Annotated in this window: 17 protein-coding genes; 10 read left to right on the top strand and 7 right to left on the bottom strand. The window is 35.3% G+C overall.

Going from position 1 to position 19,641, the window contains the following annotated elements:
* Positions 1 to 62: 62 nt before the first annotated feature.
* On the top strand, positions 63 to 1,574 hold the full coding sequence (locus tag KDN24_RS01400) for a DHA2 family efflux MFS transporter permease subunit (protein WP_409974916.1): 1,512 nt from the start codon (positions 63 to 65) through the stop codon (positions 1,572 to 1,574).
* A gap of 23 nt (positions 1,575 to 1,597) precedes the next feature.
* Complete coding sequence (locus tag KDN24_RS01395; protein ID WP_409974915.1) at positions 1,598 to 2,200, top strand: acyl-CoA-like ligand-binding transcription factor; 603 nt, start codon at positions 1,598 to 1,600, stop codon at positions 2,198 to 2,200.
* A 968-nt stretch (positions 2,201 to 3,168) separates the two neighbouring features.
* Here KDN24_RS01395 and KDN24_RS01390 read toward each other — a convergent pair.
* Entirely contained in the window at positions 3,169 to 4,041 is an 873-nt protein-coding gene (locus KDN24_RS01390; protein ID WP_409974914.1) for an alpha/beta fold hydrolase, read from the bottom strand.
* Positions 4,042 to 4,191: 150 nt separating this feature from the next.
* Between KDN24_RS01390 and KDN24_RS01385 the strand changes: the two genes are divergently transcribed.
* On the top strand, positions 4,192 to 4,902 hold the full coding sequence (locus KDN24_RS01385; RefSeq protein ID WP_409974913.1) for a MerR family DNA-binding transcriptional regulator: 711 nt from the start codon (positions 4,192 to 4,194) through the stop codon (positions 4,900 to 4,902).
* Positions 4,903 to 5,424: 522 nt separating this feature from the next.
* Here KDN24_RS01385 and KDN24_RS01380 read toward each other — a convergent pair.
* Together KDN24_RS01380 and KDN24_RS01375 are read right to left on the bottom strand one after the other, a co-directional pair.
* Complete coding sequence (locus tag KDN24_RS01380) at positions 5,425 to 6,696, bottom strand: IS110 family RNA-guided transposase (protein WP_409975414.1); 1,272 nt, start codon at positions 6,694 to 6,696, stop codon at positions 5,425 to 5,427.
* A gap of 420 nt (positions 6,697 to 7,116) precedes the next feature.
* Positions 7,117 to 7,947 (bottom strand): arylamine N-acetyltransferase, encoded by an 831-nt coding sequence (locus KDN24_RS01375; RefSeq protein ID WP_409974912.1) that lies wholly within the window; start codon positions 7,945 to 7,947, stop codon positions 7,117 to 7,119.
* A 529-nt stretch (positions 7,948 to 8,476) separates the two neighbouring features.
* Here KDN24_RS01375 and KDN24_RS01370 point away from each other — a divergent pair.
* Positions 8,477 to 9,082 carry a recombinase family protein gene (locus KDN24_RS01370; protein WP_491348259.1) on the top strand — a complete coding sequence of 202 codons (606 nt, stop codon included), beginning with the start codon at positions 8,477 to 8,479 and terminating at the stop codon, positions 9,080 to 9,082.
* A 234-nt stretch (positions 9,083 to 9,316) separates the two neighbouring features.
* On the opposite strand, the gene KDN24_RS01365 is transcribed toward KDN24_RS01370, so the two are convergent.
* On the bottom strand, positions 9,317 to 10,078 hold the full coding sequence (locus tag KDN24_RS01365; protein WP_409974910.1) for a class I SAM-dependent methyltransferase: 762 nt from the start codon (positions 10,076 to 10,078) through the stop codon (positions 9,317 to 9,319).
* A 569-nt stretch (positions 10,079 to 10,647) separates the two neighbouring features.
* On the opposite strand from KDN24_RS01365, the gene KDN24_RS01360 reads away from it, so the two are divergent.
* From KDN24_RS01360 to KDN24_RS01340, 5 genes are all read left to right on the top strand, one after another.
* The gene (locus tag KDN24_RS01360) at positions 10,648 to 11,775 is read left to right on the top strand and encodes a tyrosine-type recombinase/integrase (RefSeq protein WP_409974909.1); all 1,128 of its coding nucleotides are present in this window, start codon (positions 10,648 to 10,650) and stop codon (positions 11,773 to 11,775) included.
* A complete protein-coding gene (locus KDN24_RS01355; protein ID WP_409974908.1) occupies positions 11,772 to 12,191 on the top strand; it encodes a hypothetical protein in 420 nt (139 codons plus the stop codon). The genes KDN24_RS01360 and KDN24_RS01355 overlap by 4 nt, the downstream gene beginning before the upstream one ends.
* A 400-nt stretch (positions 12,192 to 12,591) precedes the next feature.
* On the top strand, positions 12,592 to 13,734 hold the full coding sequence (locus KDN24_RS01350) for a tyrosine-type recombinase/integrase (protein WP_409974907.1): 1,143 nt from the start codon (positions 12,592 to 12,594) through the stop codon (positions 13,732 to 13,734).
* Positions 13,724 to 14,110, top strand: coding sequence for a DUF6262 family protein (locus tag KDN24_RS01345; protein WP_409974906.1), 387 nt, complete (start codon positions 13,724 to 13,726; stop codon positions 14,108 to 14,110). The genes KDN24_RS01350 and KDN24_RS01345 overlap by 11 nt, the downstream gene beginning before the upstream one ends.
* Before the next feature lie 121 nt (positions 14,111 to 14,231).
* The gene (locus KDN24_RS01340) at positions 14,232 to 14,939 is read left to right on the top strand and encodes a hypothetical protein (protein ID WP_409974905.1); all 708 of its coding nucleotides are present in this window, start codon (positions 14,232 to 14,234) and stop codon (positions 14,937 to 14,939) included.
* 539 nt (positions 14,940 to 15,478) lie between these two features.
* On the opposite strand, the gene KDN24_RS01335 is transcribed toward KDN24_RS01340, so the two are convergent.
* The gene (locus KDN24_RS01335) at positions 15,479 to 15,736 is read right to left on the bottom strand and encodes a hypothetical protein (protein ID WP_409974904.1); all 258 of its coding nucleotides are present in this window, start codon (positions 15,734 to 15,736) and stop codon (positions 15,479 to 15,481) included.
* 741 nt (positions 15,737 to 16,477) lie between these two features.
* Between KDN24_RS01335 and KDN24_RS01330 the strand changes: the two genes are divergently transcribed.
* Positions 16,478 to 17,713, top strand: a complete 1,236-nt coding sequence (locus KDN24_RS01330; RefSeq protein ID WP_491348258.1) for an IS110 family RNA-guided transposase — start codon at positions 16,478 to 16,480, stop codon at positions 17,711 to 17,713.
* Between the two features lie 151 nt (positions 17,714 to 17,864).
* Here KDN24_RS01330 and KDN24_RS01325 read toward each other — a convergent pair whose 3' ends face one another.
* Both KDN24_RS01325 and KDN24_RS01320 read right to left on the bottom strand, forming a co-directional pair.
* On the bottom strand, positions 17,865 to 18,350 hold the full coding sequence (locus KDN24_RS01325) for a hypothetical protein (protein ID WP_409970685.1): 486 nt from the start codon (positions 18,348 to 18,350) through the stop codon (positions 17,865 to 17,867).
* Between the two features lie 284 nt (positions 18,351 to 18,634).
* A complete protein-coding gene (locus KDN24_RS01320) occupies positions 18,635 to 19,219 on the bottom strand; it encodes a hypothetical protein (RefSeq protein ID WP_409970684.1) in 585 nt (194 codons plus the stop codon).
* Positions 19,220 to 19,641 lie beyond the last annotated feature (422 nt).

Below are 19,641 nucleotides of genomic sequence, written 5' to 3'. Positions count from 1 at the left end.
CCAAATGAAATACACTATCAAATGAAAGTTACTGTCATATTAATCGAGAGGTGGAGAAGAGGATGGAGAGAAGCGGGAATCGCAAATGGTGGGTGCTTACTGCACTGGCCATTGGGCTACTTGCTGTTGGACTGGACATGACGATTTTAAATTTGGCTTTGCCTACATTGGCAATGGAATTGCAAGCGAGAAATAGTGAACTGCAATGGTTTGCAAATGCATACACACTTGTCTTTGCCGCAGCTTTATTGCCTGCTGGACTGCTTGGCGACCGGCTTGGACGCAAAAAAATACTGCTGCTTGGGCTGCTGCTGTTTGGTATTGCCTCAATTGTTTGTGCATATGCGGACACAGTTGTCGCATTAATTGTGGGGCGGGCACTGCTGGGTCTCGGCGCTGCATTGTTAGTACCGCTGTCCATGGCACTCATTCCGGTATTGTTTGCCGAAGAGGAGCGTTCGAAGGCTATCGGCGTCTGGGTTATGGCGAATGCTGTTGGTATTCCGCTCGGACCGATTGTGGGCGGCTGGCTACTGAACCATTATGCTTGGGGTTCGGTATTTTTGATTAATATTCCATTTGTCGTCGTTGCAATGGCCGCAATCGGCCTTCTGTTGAAGGAGTCGCGCGGCGATGTTCGTACACGCGTCGATTATGTAGGCATCCTGCTATCCAGCATCGGCTTGATCGGCATTACGTATGGGGTTATTGAAGCGGGCGAACTCGGATGGAACCATATAGGTGCTTTGTCAACGCTCATACTTGGTGTATTGCTGTTGGCCGGATTTGTTTGGTGGGAGCGCCGTAGCCGTCAACCGCTCGTTGATCTACGGCTGTTCCACTCGACAGCGTTTACTTGGGGCTCGGTCATGGCTACGATCATCTCATTTGTCATGTTCGGCCTGCTGTTTGTGTTACCGCAATATTTCCAAGGCGTAGAAGGAACGGACGCCCTTGGAGCCGGCTTGCGCTTATTGCCGCTAGTAGGAGGACTGATTATCGGTTCCAAAATTGCGGATGGCCTTCAACAAAAAGCAGGAGCTTGGCTAACGATTGCGCTCGGCTTTATTATTCTTGCATTTTCCCTTGCGCTTGGAGCAAATACAACGATAACAGACAGCTACGGGGTTGTAGCGGTCTGGATTACTTTATCCGGCCTAGGAATTGGTTTTGTACTGCCGTCGGCAATGGACCTGGCGATGTCTGCGCTGACAGCAGAGCAAAGCGGGGTCGGGTCTGCCTTCATTATGTCCTTGCGTAATATAGGCGGAACCATTGGCGTTGCCGTATTAGGTACGGTGCTTAGCCGATCTTATCGTGATGGACTGGATATCGGCGGGCTTCCGGAAACAGCCGCGGAGGCGGTGCAGCGCAATGTTGCCGCAGGCGTAGCTGTCGCCAAACAGCTGAACGAAGTTTCCTTGCTTGAACAGGTACGCAATGCTTTTATAGGCGGAATGAGTCATTTATTCTGGTTATGCTGTATAATAGCTGTAGTGGGCTTGTTACTCGCCGTCCTTTTTTTACGGAGTAAAAAGGGGCTGAATGCGGGTGCAGGAGACTTGGATATGTAAACTATGAAGAAGGGGGAGCTGAGATGCCTCCAAATAAAAAGCCGTCTACTGGCCTGCGCGAACGTAAAAAGGCAAGAACCATAGCTGCAGTGCAGCAGCATGCCTTGCGATTATTTCGTGAGAATGGCTACCAGGAGACAACCGTTGAGCAGATTGCCGCGGCGGCGGAAATTTCGCAGAGCACCTTTTTTCGCTATTTCCCCACGAAGGAAGATGTACTGATCATCGACAATTATGATCCGATCATGATTGAAGCTTTTGAAAAGCAGCCGCCTGAGCTAAGCCCGCTGGATGCGATTCGCAATGCGTTTATTTCCGGCGTAGATGATATGACTGAAGAGGAAATTAAGACGATGAGAGAACGGATCCAGGTCGTTATGTCGATTCCGGAATTGCGCGCTGCTTCAGTAAACAATATGCTGACGACGATGAATATGATTACCGATCAAGTAGCTAAACGGCTTGGACGGAACAAGAATGATTGGGGAGTGCAGGTACTGGCGGGTGCGGTAGTGGGTGTCTGTGCCTCAGTCATGCTTCATTACGCCCAGCATCCTGAATCAGATTTCAAAGAGCTGCTTCTGGATGCACTGAGCAAATTGGAATCCGGTCTTCCGGTAGGTTAAAGCGTATTATGTTGTCTTGTTGGTATGTAGAATATTGGAGAGGATAAAAGCCGAAATGTGCTGTTAGACGCCATTTCGGCTTCGTTCGTGATGTAACGGTGTCAACCGTTTCTTCTTGAAAATATAAAGGTTGGGGTCATTGAGCGCGCACCGCTTTATTGTAGAAATAACTCCCTTTGTCGATACTCCCTTTGTTCAGGAGCCTGCTTTTTTCGGTCGATTTGCATCTCATTCGTGGTATTCGTAACGCCATCACAACGCAAAACACTGCGAATATACATCAAATCCCTGGTTAAAAACGAAATTTACGAAAATTGTTGCGATTGTACATCTTTTTCTCCTGTTTGAGGGAGATATTGTGTTTTTGGATGAAAATTGATGTATCCTAGGAGGAATTTCTCCAAGTATCCATTTAACGCAATGAGATTAATGTATTTTTGCAATAATTATATTTGCCAGATCTGGCTGTTCCAATCGGACAGCACTTGGGCTTATGCGATTTCCAAAGCCTCCGTTGAGGAATGGTTTAATCAAGAGCAAAAAGCTGAATAAACAAGGAAGGCTACGCCTGTATTTCAAGGGCTGCAGCCTTTTTGCTTGTGTGTCAGGCATGACAACTATCTAGGTGGTGAAAGTCCACTGTGGGGGTACACATCGACCAACCACTAAGGAAGCGCAAGGCACTTATCGTGAGGTAAGGGCTGGAGGAAACGTGGAAAAAATCTTGGCACGACGAACAGAAATCTTATATTAATGCTTGATAAAGGGATAAGGCTCCAAGTTAAATAAAATGAACCCATTTTAAAAAAGACTGATCAAAACGGGTTCATTCTTTGTGAAGCACTATACAATTTTTATAAAAAAGTTTGATTATTTTTTGCTTATGTTGTTCAATTAAAGCGCCCGATTGTGGAAGATCGTTTTTCAACTAAAGCCCCTGTCAATAAGAAAAATATAGTTTAATGAGTTTATTTTAATTTTTCAATTAACCAAGCCGTTATCAATGGCAGAACTGATATTGGTTGCATTGCTTTGGTGTGATCCATCTTATTTCCCTTTATTATTTCTACATCCCATCCCCAGTGTTCTAATTCTTCTTTATTTTTCTGTAAGATACCTACAATATCAACTGTAACATTCCCAAAGTTTTCCCCATAAACAATTGTATCTTTTTCACCTGCAAACGTCAGTTTTGGAATAGATAATCGATGTTGAATTTTTCGATCATCAAAATCCAATAAATTTTTGTACATCGTTACAAATTGTTTGGTTTGATTCGTGTCAATCTTCAACTTTATGTTATCCCAATCGATCTCTTCTGGACTTTCAATGTTTTCTTGTTCATCGAAAACAGGAGAATTTTGATTTTCCAAAGCCTGGTGGTACGTTTTATTGGTAACTACCATCATTTCTTTATATGGGCCATCTAATGGTGGAAAACCACCCATAATTAAACTTTCTAATCGATTTGTCCTAAAGGCTAATTGTAAGCCAACTAAAGCCAACCAAGAGTAGCCATAATAGCTGAACTTATTAACGTTCATTTCATCAGCAATTAATATCAAATCATTTACAATGTTATTAGGTGTAAGATTCTCTGGATTCGGGTTTTGCAATCGATGTCCTTCATAGTCAAAATATAAAACTTGAAACTCGTCTAACAGTCCTTCAATAAAGTGTTTCCCTTGCTCAGGATCAACTCCCCACAACTTTAAATTTTCGGCTTCTTGGCCATAAACAGATTCTTTAGCTACTGGCAGCATGATTATCTTAAAATCGGGATTTCCAACTAAACCAACTTTTATTTCTGTTTCATCCATAAGTTTTATGATTTTCTCCATGTTAATCACTCCTAATTTGTTTAACTACTATCATATAACATTCATGCAATATTTCGGTTTTATAGTTATTTTCCCTTTAATGATAGGATTTTAAATAAAAAATGTTATTGTAGCACTTTAATCTTTTACTTTAAACAAGGAGTATTAAAAATGGATAAATACACCCCAAAACACATTGCGGAAATTTTAAATATTAGCACTACAACCTTGAGAAGATATGAAGAACAAGATCTCATCCCAGAGGTTCCAAGAACGAAAAGTAATCACCGCATCTATACATCGGTTCATTTCCAAGCATTTAATGCTATTAGAACTTTGTTAAAAGGGTATGAAATCCCCATGGTTTATGATGTAATGAGAATGATTAAGAAAGAAAAATTTGATACAGCTCTTTGGTTAGTAAATGAACAACTATTCCATATACAAGTAGAGAAACAAAGAGTGGAAGAAATACTCACTATGATTCAAACTACAGATTTTACCCAATTTAATAAAATAAAATTAAAAGAATTTATGAGTATTGGAGAGGTCGCAGAGATAGCAGGCGTAAATACTTCAGCTATACGTCATTGGGAACACGAAGGGTTAATTCATTCAGAAAGAAATAAAAACAACGGTTATAGGATGTTCACACTGCCTGAACTACGTAAAATACTAGTCATTAGCAGTTTGAGAAAAACCGTTTTTTATATTGAAAATATGAAGATGCTTTTACATGATTTAGATACACACAGCTATGGTCAAATCGAACGCTCTCTTCAACTTGCTTTGGAAAATCTAAATGAACAACTTTTTCTTCAATTTAAAGGCATCGAAGAACTGATGAAATATATATATTTAATTAAAAAAGATATCATATAAAACATACTAACATTAGTAGTACAAACCATGGCCTTGGTTTGTACTACTAATGTTAGTATGTTTCTTTTTTTACACTACTCAACAATATTTATAAATTGTTATCCTTCTTCAACTAACCTCCCTCAATAAACTAATCACAATCTCACGATTGCTCTAGAATTCTTAAGATTTCATAACCATATCATTAACCATTATCTACGTAAGATCAGCAATGCTCCTCAAGGTTAGGAATTTACCGAAAAAAGTGTATACTAAACTAGCCAATCATAGGAAAAAATTGGTTTTAGTATTGTTATGATCGCACTTTTGGATATCCACATGTCTCATGGAGGTCAACCCTCCCATGCCTCACAGAGTCGATGCTCCTACATTCCTTCGTTCAACCTTTCCATGAGGTGGATGTCGGTCATGCTGCTCCACAGGATCTAAGCCTTACGTTAGTTGCTTTGCCGACTAATCCGTGCTTCTCTTGTAGATGATTGTGACTAATGAAGTGATTGTATAACCTTAAATTCGTTAAACTTATGCGACTGCTAGATGCTCCACAAAGGTTGCCATATGAGGGATATCCTTTAACATCTTGTCTTCTTGAAACGTAAATTGTTTTTTACCTATTGAAAACAGAATTCGAATAAGTTTGTTGCACAAGGCAATCAGAGATTGCATTTTCTTTAAAGGATTGTGAGAACGTGTTGTGTAATAGATATGAAGAACTTTGAATGCTTTATTCTTTGCCACTAGTATCATGGCTGCTCGGAATAAGAGGGCCCTTAACTTCTTTCGTCCCCGTTTACTAATCTTGGTCTGGCCCTTGTGTTTTCCAGATGTGTTTTCTTTTAAACTTAAACCTGCTAATTTTATGATTTGGCGAGGATGTTGATAGTCTCCGAGGTCGCCGACCTCTGCGAAAAAACCTGCTACTGTATCTCGACCAATCCCACATACATCTAACATTTGAGTCACGCCTGGGATTTGATCTAACAATTGATCTAATTGTTGATCTAATTCTTCGAATTTCAATTGAATAAATTCATACTTCTCTATTAGAGCTCTTAACTCTAATTTCGCCATTGCTGATCCTTGCCTAATGCCAATCGAGCGATTGGCTGCTTCTTTTAATGCTCGTATTTTCTTCATACCGATACTGCGCTTTACCACTTGTCGTAAATAGAGTAATAGCTCTTCTTCTGTATACTTTACGAGTTCGTGAGGTAAGGCTTCTAGCTTTAGAAATTGAATAGCTGCTTTTCCTTCCCAGCTCTTAAATACTGTCAAAAACCCTGGAAAGTATTGATCAAGCCAATTATGAACTTGTCCTTGAACAATTTGTAAGTCAACATTGAGGAGATCGCGTAGTTTTTTAGCCACTCGGAGCTCTGCATAAACTCCTTGTGGAATTGTTGGTTCGGCGTATCTTCCATCTTTGACTAATTGTGCGATGACTTTTGCATCTTTCACGTCATTCTTTGTAGGCGAATTATCATCTAATTCTTTACTTCGTTTAACATGTAATGGATTGACAGATACGAACTTAATATCATTCTCTTTCAGTAGGTGAGCTAGATTTAACCAGTAGTGACCAGTTGGCTCCATGCCTACAATCACTTTGTTTAACTTACATTCTTTAACTAGACGGTTAATCCAATCTAGAAACGATTGAAATCCTTTTTTCGTATTTTCAAAGAAACACGTTTTACCTAGTTCCAATCCTCTAAAATCTTGTGCTCTCGCGACATGATTTAGCTTGGCAATATCTACGCCGACAATTAAGGTTTTAGAAGTGATTTGAGAGATCTTTTAATTTTGGTTATAATTCATTGTGAGGCCTCCAAATAGATGTTTTTTGTCCTTTTTAGCTGGCCAGCTCAGGACACATTCATCTTATCAAGAGGTCTTTTTTTGTTCAAATCTCATTTTCAGTTATTACAGGAATGCTGCTGCGTTGAAGAAAAAAAGCCCCCCAAAGCGTCGTTAGGTAACATTTCATAAAAGCTTTTATTCCGTAATATGGCCCTTTTCATGAGGAAAGACGCTTTCATCTCCGTGACCTTGAATAAGTTCAACTTCATCCTTCGAAGAAATCCTAAAAAAATGGAAAACTAGTCCTTCTTCATCCCCTCCACCTGCTGGTTCGTAATCTCACTCAACTGTATATAGATTCAAAAAATATATCTGTATCTACTAGTTTTTACCTTTAGTAAAAATACAGTATTTTTATTCATTATTTTGTGAAAAGATATCAATATTAAATCCCTTAAGTACATTAATTGCCTCAAGGATTGGTAATTTAGGTAACATAAATTCTTCGGTAATAACTTCAATAATCTCTTCTGGAGAATTCAAAGTAGTTATTTTTGTACTGCCATTTACATAACGAATTCCAAATTTATTATTTACTAATGAAATACTTCTATTTTTTTTAAGTTGATACATTTGACATCTTAAAATTAACATAAAGGTAGAACCTGGTGTATTTGATTTATCAATGACGGAATTAAAATCAGCTAACTCATTAGAGACTGCTGGGTTGAACTTCCAAGTTTCACCACTTTGTTTCCCATCTGTAATACGTACGTAATCATAGGCCTTTTCATTTTTACTCAATATATGAATTCGATCATTTCCAAAGTTAGTAATTTTATTATTCTCTTTTTGTAAAAGTAGTGGCTGAAAAAAAGGTGCTGCAGCCCCACAATCTACATAATATTTATCATCATAGAGGTCCACAATAATAGCCATGTGTTGATTACCAAGTATTGTAAGATAACAGCTAAATCCTAATTGCTTTAATAACATATACAGATTAAAGTTCAAAGTGTAACAAGTACCACCAAAGTTATATTCTTTGTAATTATGTAAAAAAATTTCCATAGGTGGTACTTTAAAAACATTAAAATCACCTTTATGGTAATATATTAACTTACTAATGTTCTCAAAAGGAAAAGTATTTAATTGTGATGAACATATCTTCTCTAAAAAATGAAAAGATGGTTGTTCAGGTTTTAGGTTCAAAAAATTCAGATATTCAAGTTCGAAACTTTTCATAATCCCTCCGTTTTTTAAAAGTTAAATAAGTATAGTACATACTTAATTGTAAGTTATATCTTCCAGTTATTCTATAAAAATACCTTTTAGATTTAGTCTCTTTTATAACTAAACTGACCGTTACTTTAATTACAATCCTAATTTTAGCACAATACCATAATTGTGTTTTTACACAATATGGCCTTTTAACGGAGCAACTAATTGTCACTCAACAGGCCCTTAATCGAACTTTTTATTAAAATGTCTTTCCCTTTTCACTTAAAAACATCCATTTGATAACCATATCCAAAGGGGTAAAACGGTACATCTTTCTTTTAAATCTACACATTCTTGTAAAAAGATGTTTTTACCAATTTTTAGCGTTCTAAAAAGAATACTTATACGAACAAATAAAAGTAAGAAAAAAATCAACGATTAGACCGTTCGGAAATGTCCTTTTTTAATAAATAAACGTTCGTGAAACTGCACATAGTTTTACGAACGTTTTTTGTTATAATTGGGAATAATTTATTAAGTAAGGTGAATGTAAATGACTGGGAAAAAATTTGGTTATGAAAGAGTTAGTTCAGAGGAGCAAAATGTGGCCCGTCAAAGGGAGTCTTTGCTAAAAGTAGGAATAGATGAAAGGGATATTTTTACAGATAAACAATCAGGGAAAAATTTCGAACGAGAAAACTATCAATTAATGAAAAGAATACTGCGTAAAGGGGATATCTTATATGTCCACTCCTTAGACCGATTCGGGAGAAATAAAGATGAAATTATAAAAGAATGGGGAGAACTTACGAAACAAATGGAAGTTGATATTGTTGTACTCGATATGCCTTTATTAGATACAACAAAAAATAAAGATAGTTTAGGTACTTTAATCGCAGATATTGTCTTACAAGTTTTATCATGGATGGCTGAAGAGGAACGAATCAAAACTCGAATTCGTCAGCGTGAAGGGATTGATTCTGCATTAAAGAATGGAATAGAGTTTGGCCGTCCAAAAAGTACTTATCCTGATAACTTTGATGAAGTATATACGGTGTGGAAAGACGGTGAGATCACTGCAACTAATGCAATGAAAGTGTTAGGACTAAAAAAGACAACCTTTTATAAACTTGTCAAAGAGTATGAAGAAGATATATGAAATACTATTTGTTGGTTTGAAATAAAGAATAGCTCATAAACACTATTTTTACGTTAAATAAAAAGAACCCATTTTGAAAAATAGAACGATCAAAATGGGTTCTACAGTTTTGAGTACAGCTAGAATTTTTATAAAAAAGTTTAATAATTTCTTAATAAACTAAAGCTCCCCTTAGTTTATTAAGATAAAAGAACTGAGTAAAGTCCACACTCAACTCTTTCGAAGGCATCTCAACTATTTTTTTCGTACAGCCTCAAATGTAATCAGTTGAGTTTCTTTTAACGGTCGTTTTTTGTAATTATATTCAGCAGAGCAAGTTATTTCAGAAAAACCAATACTTTCTAATATGAATTTGAATTCCTCAAGTCCATACCAACGCATTTTAAACTTTTGTAATTCTGTGTCCACTAACTTACCTTTTCTCCATTTTTCATATTTCAAGTGAGATAAGGTATATTGAGAAATCCAATTAATTTCAACGGATTTGTTTTCTAATAAAATACCTTCCTCTTCAGATAAAGAAAAAGTTGAAGTTGAGATTTCTCCTGTACGCCAACCATTTGGTATTTCAAGGTCGATTATTACTCGTCCCCCAGTAATCAGATGACTATAAAAACATTTTAGAGTTTCTTTAGCCTTCTCCAATGTCTCAATTAAACAAAAAGAACCTGTAGGTATGACAATCGCTTCATATTTTGAAGGTAATGAAAAATTACAAAGGTTACCTTCATATAAATTAGGATTTAATCCCCTTTCTCTACAACGTTCACGGCAAGAAGTTAACATTTGGGGTGAATAGTCAATGCCGTCAACAGTATAACCATTCTCAAGTAAAGGAATTAAAAAACGACCTGAACCCACTGCTGCTTCAAGTATCTTCCCCTTAGTACCTCTTAATCTTTCTAGATAATATTCAATGTCACCACGTACTGAATGGCCAACAGGTTTTGTAAAATCATAAAGCTCCGTACTTAGACTACTATAATAACTAAACAATTCAATTCCTCCGATTTTATATGCGGAAGAACTTATTTGGATTATTAATCCTTCCGCACCTCAAATTTGTTAGATGTATGGAAAGAACTGACTATCATAATGAATCACTCGCTTTCTATAAAATATATTAGTAGTATACACTTTGGAGTTAAATATAGCAAATATTTCCAAAATGAATACTTTTCTATAAGGGGTAGCGTCAGGATTTTGACAATTTACAACGATAAGGATGTAAACTCAATCATATCAAGGGATATGAGAATTGTATCAGTAGGGTCTAATCTATTGAGATGAAGTAAGTAATACGGATAATAAGGCTATAGTGTCCCATTAGACTTGTTTCAAAACCCTTAACGTTATAAATCTGCATTTATCTTAACCATCCATAACGGATGACTTTACAGTATTCAATGTAAAGTTATCCGTTTTTTTATTTCTTTATAGTCTATTTAACCACACTGATTTTTATAGTATTTATAGTAAATAAAGAAAGGAGGAAGATTATCTAAAATTAAGAGATTGAGAGCTTTCTAGAATAAATAAATGAACAATTTCAACAGGAGGAATTTATGAGAGTAATTACCCTTTCTACAAAAGAAGGAAAGACTCGGTACATGTTACTAGATCATAACAATGAGCCGGTCCAACCAGTTTTACAATATTTAAAGTTTAAGGACAACAGTGGAGCTTCACGTAATACCTTACGGTCATTCTCATATCATTTAAAGCTTTTCTTTGAATTCTTAGAACAGATAAACAAGGATTACCGTGATATTGGAATAGATGAAATGGCGGATTTTATACGGTGGTTGCAAAACCCGCACCAGGATGTAAAGGTGTCCCCTATCTTCCCTAACCCGCCGATTAGAAAAGCAAAAACAGTAAATATCATTATCAATACTGTTCTTGGATTCTATGACTATCTCATGAGACATGAAGACTATAGTATTCAGTTGACCGAACGTTTAAAAAAACAAGTATCTGGTTCCCGCAAGGGATTTAAAAGTTTTCTTCACCATATAAGCAAAAATAAATCCTTTAGCTCTCATATTTTGAAATTAAAAGTGCCTAAACAGCCGCCGAAAACACTCTCAAAAGACCAAATTGCATTAATTATGAATGCTTGTGTAAATATGCGAGATCTATTTTTGATACATCTCCTATGGGAAAGCTCTATGCGTATTGGCGAAGCACTTACTTTATGGCTTGAGGATTTCGAGGTTGATGCGAAGAGAATTCATATACGTGATCGGGGTGAATTGTCTAATCTAGCTGAAATTAAAACGGTATGTAGTCCCCGAAGTATTGATGTATCAGAGGATCTAATAAATATGTACTTTGATTATATTGCGGAATTTCATACTGATGAAGTCGATACAAATCATGTTTTTATAAAATTGATCGGAGAAAATAAAGGACAACCGTTAGAATATACCGATGTCATAGCACTGGTCCAACGTCTACGTGATAAAACAGGCATTTATTTCACTCCACATATGTTGCGTCATACGTCACTAACAGAGCTCAGAAAAGCAGGCTGGAAAGATGAGCATTTAATGAATCGGGCTGGCCACGCTCATATACAAACAACAATGCAGATGTATATCCATCCTTCGGATGAAGATATTCGAAAAGACTGGGAAAAAGCTCAAGAAAGAATGAAAATCAACAAAGAAAATAAGGAGAATGACGAATGAACTTACCAGTGGGATACGTACTACCAGCAAATAAAGTGAGTGAAATAACAAAAAAAGTCTCTGGGTACTTTGAAAATGACATTTGGGATGCAGATGAACCAGCTTTTAATCATTTCAGAAAATCGGAATGGGGGAAAACCCATCGTAAAATGGACTTTTCGGTATTTCCATCTAAACTTAAAAATGAAGTTAAGTTTTTTATTCTTACCCGTATTCAAAAAGATGATCTGCAATTGTACTCGGCTATACATAATTATGCCCGATGTTTTAAGCAGCTTTCTAAATTCCTTAAGAAATTTTATCCCAACATTAATAGCTTTGCAGATTTAAAAATAAATAGGGCTTTGATGCAGTTAAGATCTCATTTAAGTGAATTAGGTTTGAGCATACGAATTTGGGAGAAGAAAGCTTTCTAATTATGAAAATCTACTAAATCGTTTATTTTTATTTTATAAAGACTTCTATGATACAAGGGATGAATTTGAAAAAGATATTTGGGATGTTAGAAATATTCCTGGTGTAAGATTTCCCGATCATGAATCAAGACATGTCCTGAATTTTGAGGATATCCCTGTTCCCTTTCTCCCTTTAGCCAAAAGATATATAAAATTTAGAATCAGTCATTTATCTCTTGGCCAATGTAATCTTGACGTTAGAATATTAAAGTTATTTTTGACATTTATACATAATAAGAATCCTTCTTGGAAGGATTTAAACGCCCTAACACGAAAAGATATCGAAGATTATCTTATATTTCATAATAAGAAGTTTCATGACAAAATACCGTCAAAGAGAAGTTATTTAATTGTCCTAAATGTGTTCCTAGAAACTATTGAAAAACTGCAATTCGATGAAGCGCCTGCTTTGCCTGTGAACCTATTGTTGTTTAAAGAAGATATCCCTAGACCGATTAGAAAGTCGGAAAATGATATAAAATACATTCCTGAAGGGGTTCTTCAACAAATTGAGGAAAAACTAGAGTTCTTAAAACCATCAAAATACATACCGATTATTGTATTACTCCGGGCTACTGGTTGGAGAATATCAGATATTCTTAATCTACGTTACGTTAATTGTTTAGAACAAACACCGCAAGGATGGTATTTATGCGGCGATATTAAAAAAACTCAAGTAATGAATCATCGTGTACCGATTACAAAAGAAGTAGCAGAGATAGTAGAAGCTGTAATAAAGGTGACTAAAGAACAAAGCAATACGATTAATAATCCTAAAAACTATTTATTCGTACGGCTAGAAGGTGTCCGGAGGGGCAGACCTTACAATTATTATGACATTCGCAGAAGTTTGAAGCGCTTTACTGAAGAACAAAATATAGTTGACGATTCAGGGAATCCCTTTTTTATCAAAAATCATGCCTTTCGGCATACCAAAGGTGTAGAACTTCTTAATAACGGAATGAATATACTGCATGTTCAAAAATGGATGGCCCACGCTTCCCCTGAAATGACCTTAAATTATGCAAAAGTTCTCGATACTACCATGCGTAAATCTTGGGAAGAAGCTACAAAACAAGGTATTTTTCGGATTGACATTGAAAATAAACTACCAATTAAAGTTGAACTTACAGATATTGAGAATGAAGACATCATTGAATGGGAATATATTCGCCATAATTTAGACGCTGTAAAGATGGAGCTTGGATATTGTATGAAACCAATTAAGCAGCCATGCCCTACTCAAGCGAATCCATGTCTATCCTGTCGCAATTTCTGTACAACACCCGAATTCATACCCCAATTTGAAATGGAAATTAAGGAAGTAAAAAATGTAATTGAGCGAGGCAGGGCTCTAGGGCGACAAGTTTGGATAGATAAGAATCAAACTTCTTTAGACCGTCTAGAGCCTATTCTAGAAACTTTGAAGAGTGGTACAACTCATCATTTAGCCGAGAAAAAAGGCCGCGAATATATTGGAGAGGAACGCAATCATGAAAAGTAAACATATCAGAAATACCGAAGGTGTGAAAAAACATGCACAATTGAAAAGCCAAGAGGCCGAACAAAAGGTAGACCAGGCTATACAACGTCTTATCAAAACGAAGGCTAAAATTAATTTTAATCAGGTTGCGATGGAATCAGGTGTATCTAAGGCATTTCTCTATAACAACCAAGAAATACGAAACCGAATAGATGGATTACGAAAGCAGCAAGAAGGTCTTATTTCACCGCAAACCATAAAACGTAATATGACGGATGCCAGTAAAGATGCGCTTATCGTAGCTAAAAATAACCGAATTAAAAAACTGGAAGAAGAAAATAAACGTCTTAAGGATGAATTATTGAAACTACGTGGCATGGTCTACGATAAATTTTGAGAATAAAACTTTTTTCTTATTGCGGCAACGCTAGTTTAAGAAAATTTGGGTAGTTATTTCATACAAAGCACCTGTTAATCACTTCTATTGGGAAATTATAAATAAAAAGGGAGTGAAAACAATGAAAAAACTTTTTATAGGTTTATTTATAATGTTTTTAGTTTGTCCTATAGGAAAAGTATATGCTGTACAGAGAGTGGTAACATCGCACATTATATCTGATGTATGGTATGAAAACATATTTCTAATTGCAGACAAGGTAGATAGTATGGCTACTAAAAACTTTACTGTTCAAGTTGGCGGTGGAGTGGACAGTGTTGGGGGCGAATTATTATACAATTTTCCACATTGGTATAATGATAAGTTCGCACCTAAATTATTTTATGAAGATATTAATGATGATGGACTAAGAGATGTTATAGTCTCATTGATTTCTGGCGCGGGTTCTGGAATTTCTACAAAAGAAATTCATGTTTTGAATCAAGTACATGACCCTTATCGAAGATATGAAGAAGTTCCAGTTGAATCCATTAATGATGCAGTCAAAAGACTTGTAAAGATGGAACGAAAAGGCAATAAAATTACGGTTCAAATTGGTAAAAAGAAATACTCAGTGGACTATTTGAAATTTGGTTATCAACCATCTGATGCCCCTCCCGGGGTGGGATCAATGGAAGATTATAAGCCTGAAAAGGGTGTGCTTTATGGCTATACAACTGTATTTGTATCAATTCCCGAAGCAGATATAGGCAGTCTAAAAGTTAAATATGGTTGGGATGGAAAAGTGTATAAAGCTGAATCTGTTGATTTTAAAAAAGCAGAGCCATGATGAATAATACGAAATAAAGTTCAGTAAATTACGGAATCGTGTTAAGCCCATTAATTTAATATTACATGATAAAACAATCCAACTTTATATAAACCTATGCTTACATTAAATACATGTAAACGATGTGAGACCTCTTGATATTCCAATAGTTCTCACATCGAAGTTAAGATAACCTCGTTTTCCTGACACTACCCCAAAAAGTACTTATCCTGATAACTTTGATGAAGTATATACAGTGTGGAAAGACGGTGAGATCACTGCAACTAATGCAATGAAAGTGTTAGGACTAAAAAAGACAACCTTTTATAAACTTGTCAAAGAATATGAAGAGGATATCTGAAATGCTATTAAAGATTTAGACATTGGGGTATTACCAACAGTTAGCTTATGTTTTCAGCGTTTTGTTGGTTGTTCTTCTTGAATAAAAAAATGACCCACCTTGGTCCGCATTTTTAAGAGGCGTGGTGGGTTCTGTTACTATTATAATGTTTTGATTGAGCATAAAAGTCAACAGAGTGACTATAAATTAAGTTAGAAATTTAAAAATCCAAATCCAAACCTTTGGATTTACTCCGATGATTTCTACTAGTTTTCAAGGAAGGTTCATCTGAATTTTTGTTAGCCTTTTCGTCTTTTAATTCCTCTTTAAACTCCATTTTTAAATTAATTTCAGATTGTTTCTTTACTAAATCTCTTAGTTCATTTTCATAGCGAAATGGTTTCTTTAATTCTAACTCTACTACTTTTATCTGTGATTGAACTTGAACAATATTCTTTTCCAATTCCTCTATTTTCAAAGTATACTCATCGATTATTTTTTCTAGCTTATGTATATTTAATCGGTCTCCTAACCTAGCTTCGAATTGACTCTTTCCTTTTAAACCAATACAAGACTCATTAAATGCATTCTTTCTTATAAATACATCTAAACCTCTATATCTGCCAATTGTTACTTCTTCTTCACCTAAAGAGGATTCTGAATTAATAATAGATTTAAGAGCTTCATTGGCTTCCTTTTCATCGACAAAGGTAATTCCCTTTAATTCTATACAAAGACCGTCAGTTTTATTTTGTGAGGAAAGGGATAGATCAGACTGAATGTTGGTTTGAAAAAAAGTTTGATTAAAAGTATCTCACAAACCCATATTTTACGGTAAATAAGAAGAACCCATTTTTAAAAAAGATTGATCAAAATGGGTTCTTTCTCAGCAGACCTAGTTTTCGTTTTTATAAAATAGTTTGATCATTTCATAATAGTGTTGCTCCACTATCGCGCCCTATCGTATTATTAGGTCAGCCAGAAAATATTTTTGGTTGACCATTTTTTATATCGATATATGATAACGGTAGCCGGGGTAGAACGTTCGCGCCCGTGGGGCTAAGACCCCTAAGACCCCGTCCGCAAAACAGTTCGCCCCCTACTTGTAGAAACATGTTTGAGGCTGGTTGGGACAATGATCTCGTATAACAAGCGAAGCTATGACACTACAAGAAGGATTAGGGGTACCGGTAATTATATTTGGAGGAGGAAGTTTATAATGAATCCAGTCATTGGTCTGGATGTGGCAAAAGGTGAAAGTCAGATTCAAGCATACTTGGAGAGAAAGAAACCCTACAAAAAAAGTTTCAAAGTAAAACATGATCTTGATGGGTTAGCTAGTTTATTAGATTTTATTAAAGAGATAGAAGATATTTCAGGAGAACGTCCCCCTCTTGTAATGGAATCAACGGGTCATTATCATACACCGGTTGTTCAATATTTTGAGGACAAAGGCTATTTAATTATTATCGTAAATCCACTCATCTCCTATAAAGCAAAAAGTTCTAGTTTGCGAAAGGTAAAAACAGATATCATTGATGCCAATCACCTCTGCGAGCTGTATTATAAAGAGGATTTAGAGCCTTATAAAAAGCGTGGTATCCAACTTATGAACTTACGTCATCTTACGAGACAGCACGATAATATCACAGGCATGTTTGTACAAACCAAACTACAATTTCAAGCAGTTTTGGATCAAGTTTTTCCTGGATATAGTAAGGTTTTTGGAGATTTATATTCGGACGTTTCTTTAAAGACATTACAAGCATTTCCTACTTCAGAAGATGTCTTGAAAGGTGATACTGAAACATTAACAGCTAAAATAAAAGAATTCTGTAATACTCGTTCACTACAATGGGCAAACAAACAGGCTGAAAAGCTAATGACTGCCGCAGCTCAAAACCCTTTTCAGAAGGTTTTATACTCTAGTCTTGCCCTGAGCTTAGATATGTTTATTAATATGCTCTTTGAATACAAAAAACATCTATCCATGCTTGAAAATGAGATAGATGTTTTAGCAAAAAGTATTGAAGAATCTAAGATTATCCGATCAATTCCCGGTATCGGTGAAAAAATCGCAGCCACGATTATTTCTGAAGTTGGGGAAATTGAAAGGTTTAATCATCCTAAGAAACTAGTCGCATTTGCCGGTCTTGATCCAAGTGTCTTTGAATCTGGCACATTCAAAGGTACTTACAATCGAATTACCAAAAGAGGCTCTAGCAGACTACGTCAAGCTTTGTATATGGCTGTTAAATGTGCTATTCGTGACTGTCGCAAACAGAAAACAACGGATGAAATCCTTCCTCGTAATAAGAGATTACGAGCGTTTTATGATAAAAAACGGGAAGAAGGAAAACCTTTTAGAGTAGCTGTGATAGCTTGTGCAAACAAACTCCTACATTGGATTTATGCACTTTTAAAAAGCAAAACTTCTTTCCAAGATTTAGCTTGATTTAACAATTTAACCGAGTTAACCGGAACTTTCCAAACACAGTATTTGGACGGTTATTTGGTATACACAAATTTAGTATAACATGATATTTTTAATTTTTTTATTAAAAAATGTTGACAACTATTGGCTGGTTTTGTGGAGTAACATTTTTTTAATTATTTTGCTTAATAGTTTCTTCTACGTAAGTAAGAAGATTACTGTAGGGGGAACTCCCTTTCAAAAATTCTGATACCACATTTAAAGGTAATATCACCATATCCTTCTTTTTGGAATAAAGAACACTCTTTGAGTTGTTATTATTAAACTTAAGATTGGGTGAATAATTACGTACTGAATCAGACTCAAACCAATAAAAATCTTGATTAATATTATTTTTTATAACCTCGCCAATATACGCACCTATACGATTCACTAAATTATCAAAATGTTTATTTAACAGTTCAGTACCAAACTCCGTATTCATTAATCTTTTTACATAGATATCAACATAACGAACGCTTTCAATAGTGAAGTCTAAATTTCTTTTAGTATGGTTTTCTTTATCCCATGAATCATCTGATACATCCTGATACATTAATTTTGCTATACCTTTTAAATCATCTTTTTTTAATTTTGCTTTATATAAAAAACTAAACATAATGGATTTTCTCCTTTATCAATCGTCTACAAGTACCGCTATGATAATTATAGTTCATATTCAACAATATGGCCTTTTAACGGAGCAACTAATTGTCACTCAACAGGCCCTTAATCGAACTTTTTATTAAAATGTCTTTCCCTTTTCACTTAAAAACATCCATTTGATAACCATATCCAAAGGGGTAAAACGGTACATCTTTCTTTTAAATCTACAAAAAACACATATATTAGATTAAAAAATCTAATATATGTGCTTAGTTATATATTAATATGGCACTTCAATTAGAATTGCCAAATTATAGTACCTCTAGTATTTACAGCACCCTTATATTGCCAATCTCTTAGTTTAATACCTAAAAAATTTCTAATATTTCCATAGGCCTTAGTGTCTACTACAGTTTGATTTGTTCTTATCATAGCTTCTCTTGCTTCAATTTCAACAGCATTGGAAGTCAAGCCACTTGATACTTCAGCACGAATGTTAGGAGAAACACTCAAAGCAATTCTAATATTAGTACTAGAACAATCTTTAATTTGAATATATGGATAGAGAGTTAAGTAGGATTTAGACAAGCTGTCAATTTCATATTTTCCTGTGGAGTATTCGTACCACTTTGTGAAGCAGGATGGATTATCTTCTTGAGGGGCAATTTCACTAATACCTAAATCTTTTATTGCTGTTTCTCGGTCTACATTAAATGCGTCCATGTAATCTTGAATCACGACATCTTGATCTACTTCCTTCGCTTTAGCTTCTTCACTCTCAATATCGATTGGCATTGAGATAAAAGAATCTGACAATTCACTTGCTTGAGCATGAGTACCATCATTTAAAGCTAAGAAAAATAAACCTACTGTCATTAACATAACAAATAACTTTTTTTCACTTCTTAATTCCTCCTACCATTTTTTTGAATCTATTGATTCGGTTCAATAATATCACAATATTTGGAAAAAACCAGCAATTATAGCTTTTTTACATAATTGTAATATTTTCTTAAAAACACCGTGTTCTTACAAGAAGTAATATAAAATATAGTTATATATTAAGAGAAAATTTATGGAGGGGTGTAAAATGATAAATATACTGTTGATAATAATAATTTCAGGTATATTTACGATAATTCTATACTTAAGAGATCAATCGAAACAAAATAGAATTATTATTGAAATTTTGGAAGAAATAACTGATAAAAATACTCAACAATAATTTCTGACAACATTAAAAAGAACCTAAATAAGAATGCAAATACAGCATTGAAATATTGAGTAGACTCTAAATAAAACAG

Origin of the sequence: Cytobacillus sp. Bva_UNVM-123 (assembly GCF_046351715.2) — a bacterium.
Lineage (GTDB): Bacteria > Bacillota > Bacilli > Bacillales > Cytobacillaceae > Cytobacillus.
The sequence above is the reverse complement of the archived record's forward strand: the minus strand, read 5'-3'. Positions and strand labels throughout refer to the sequence as shown.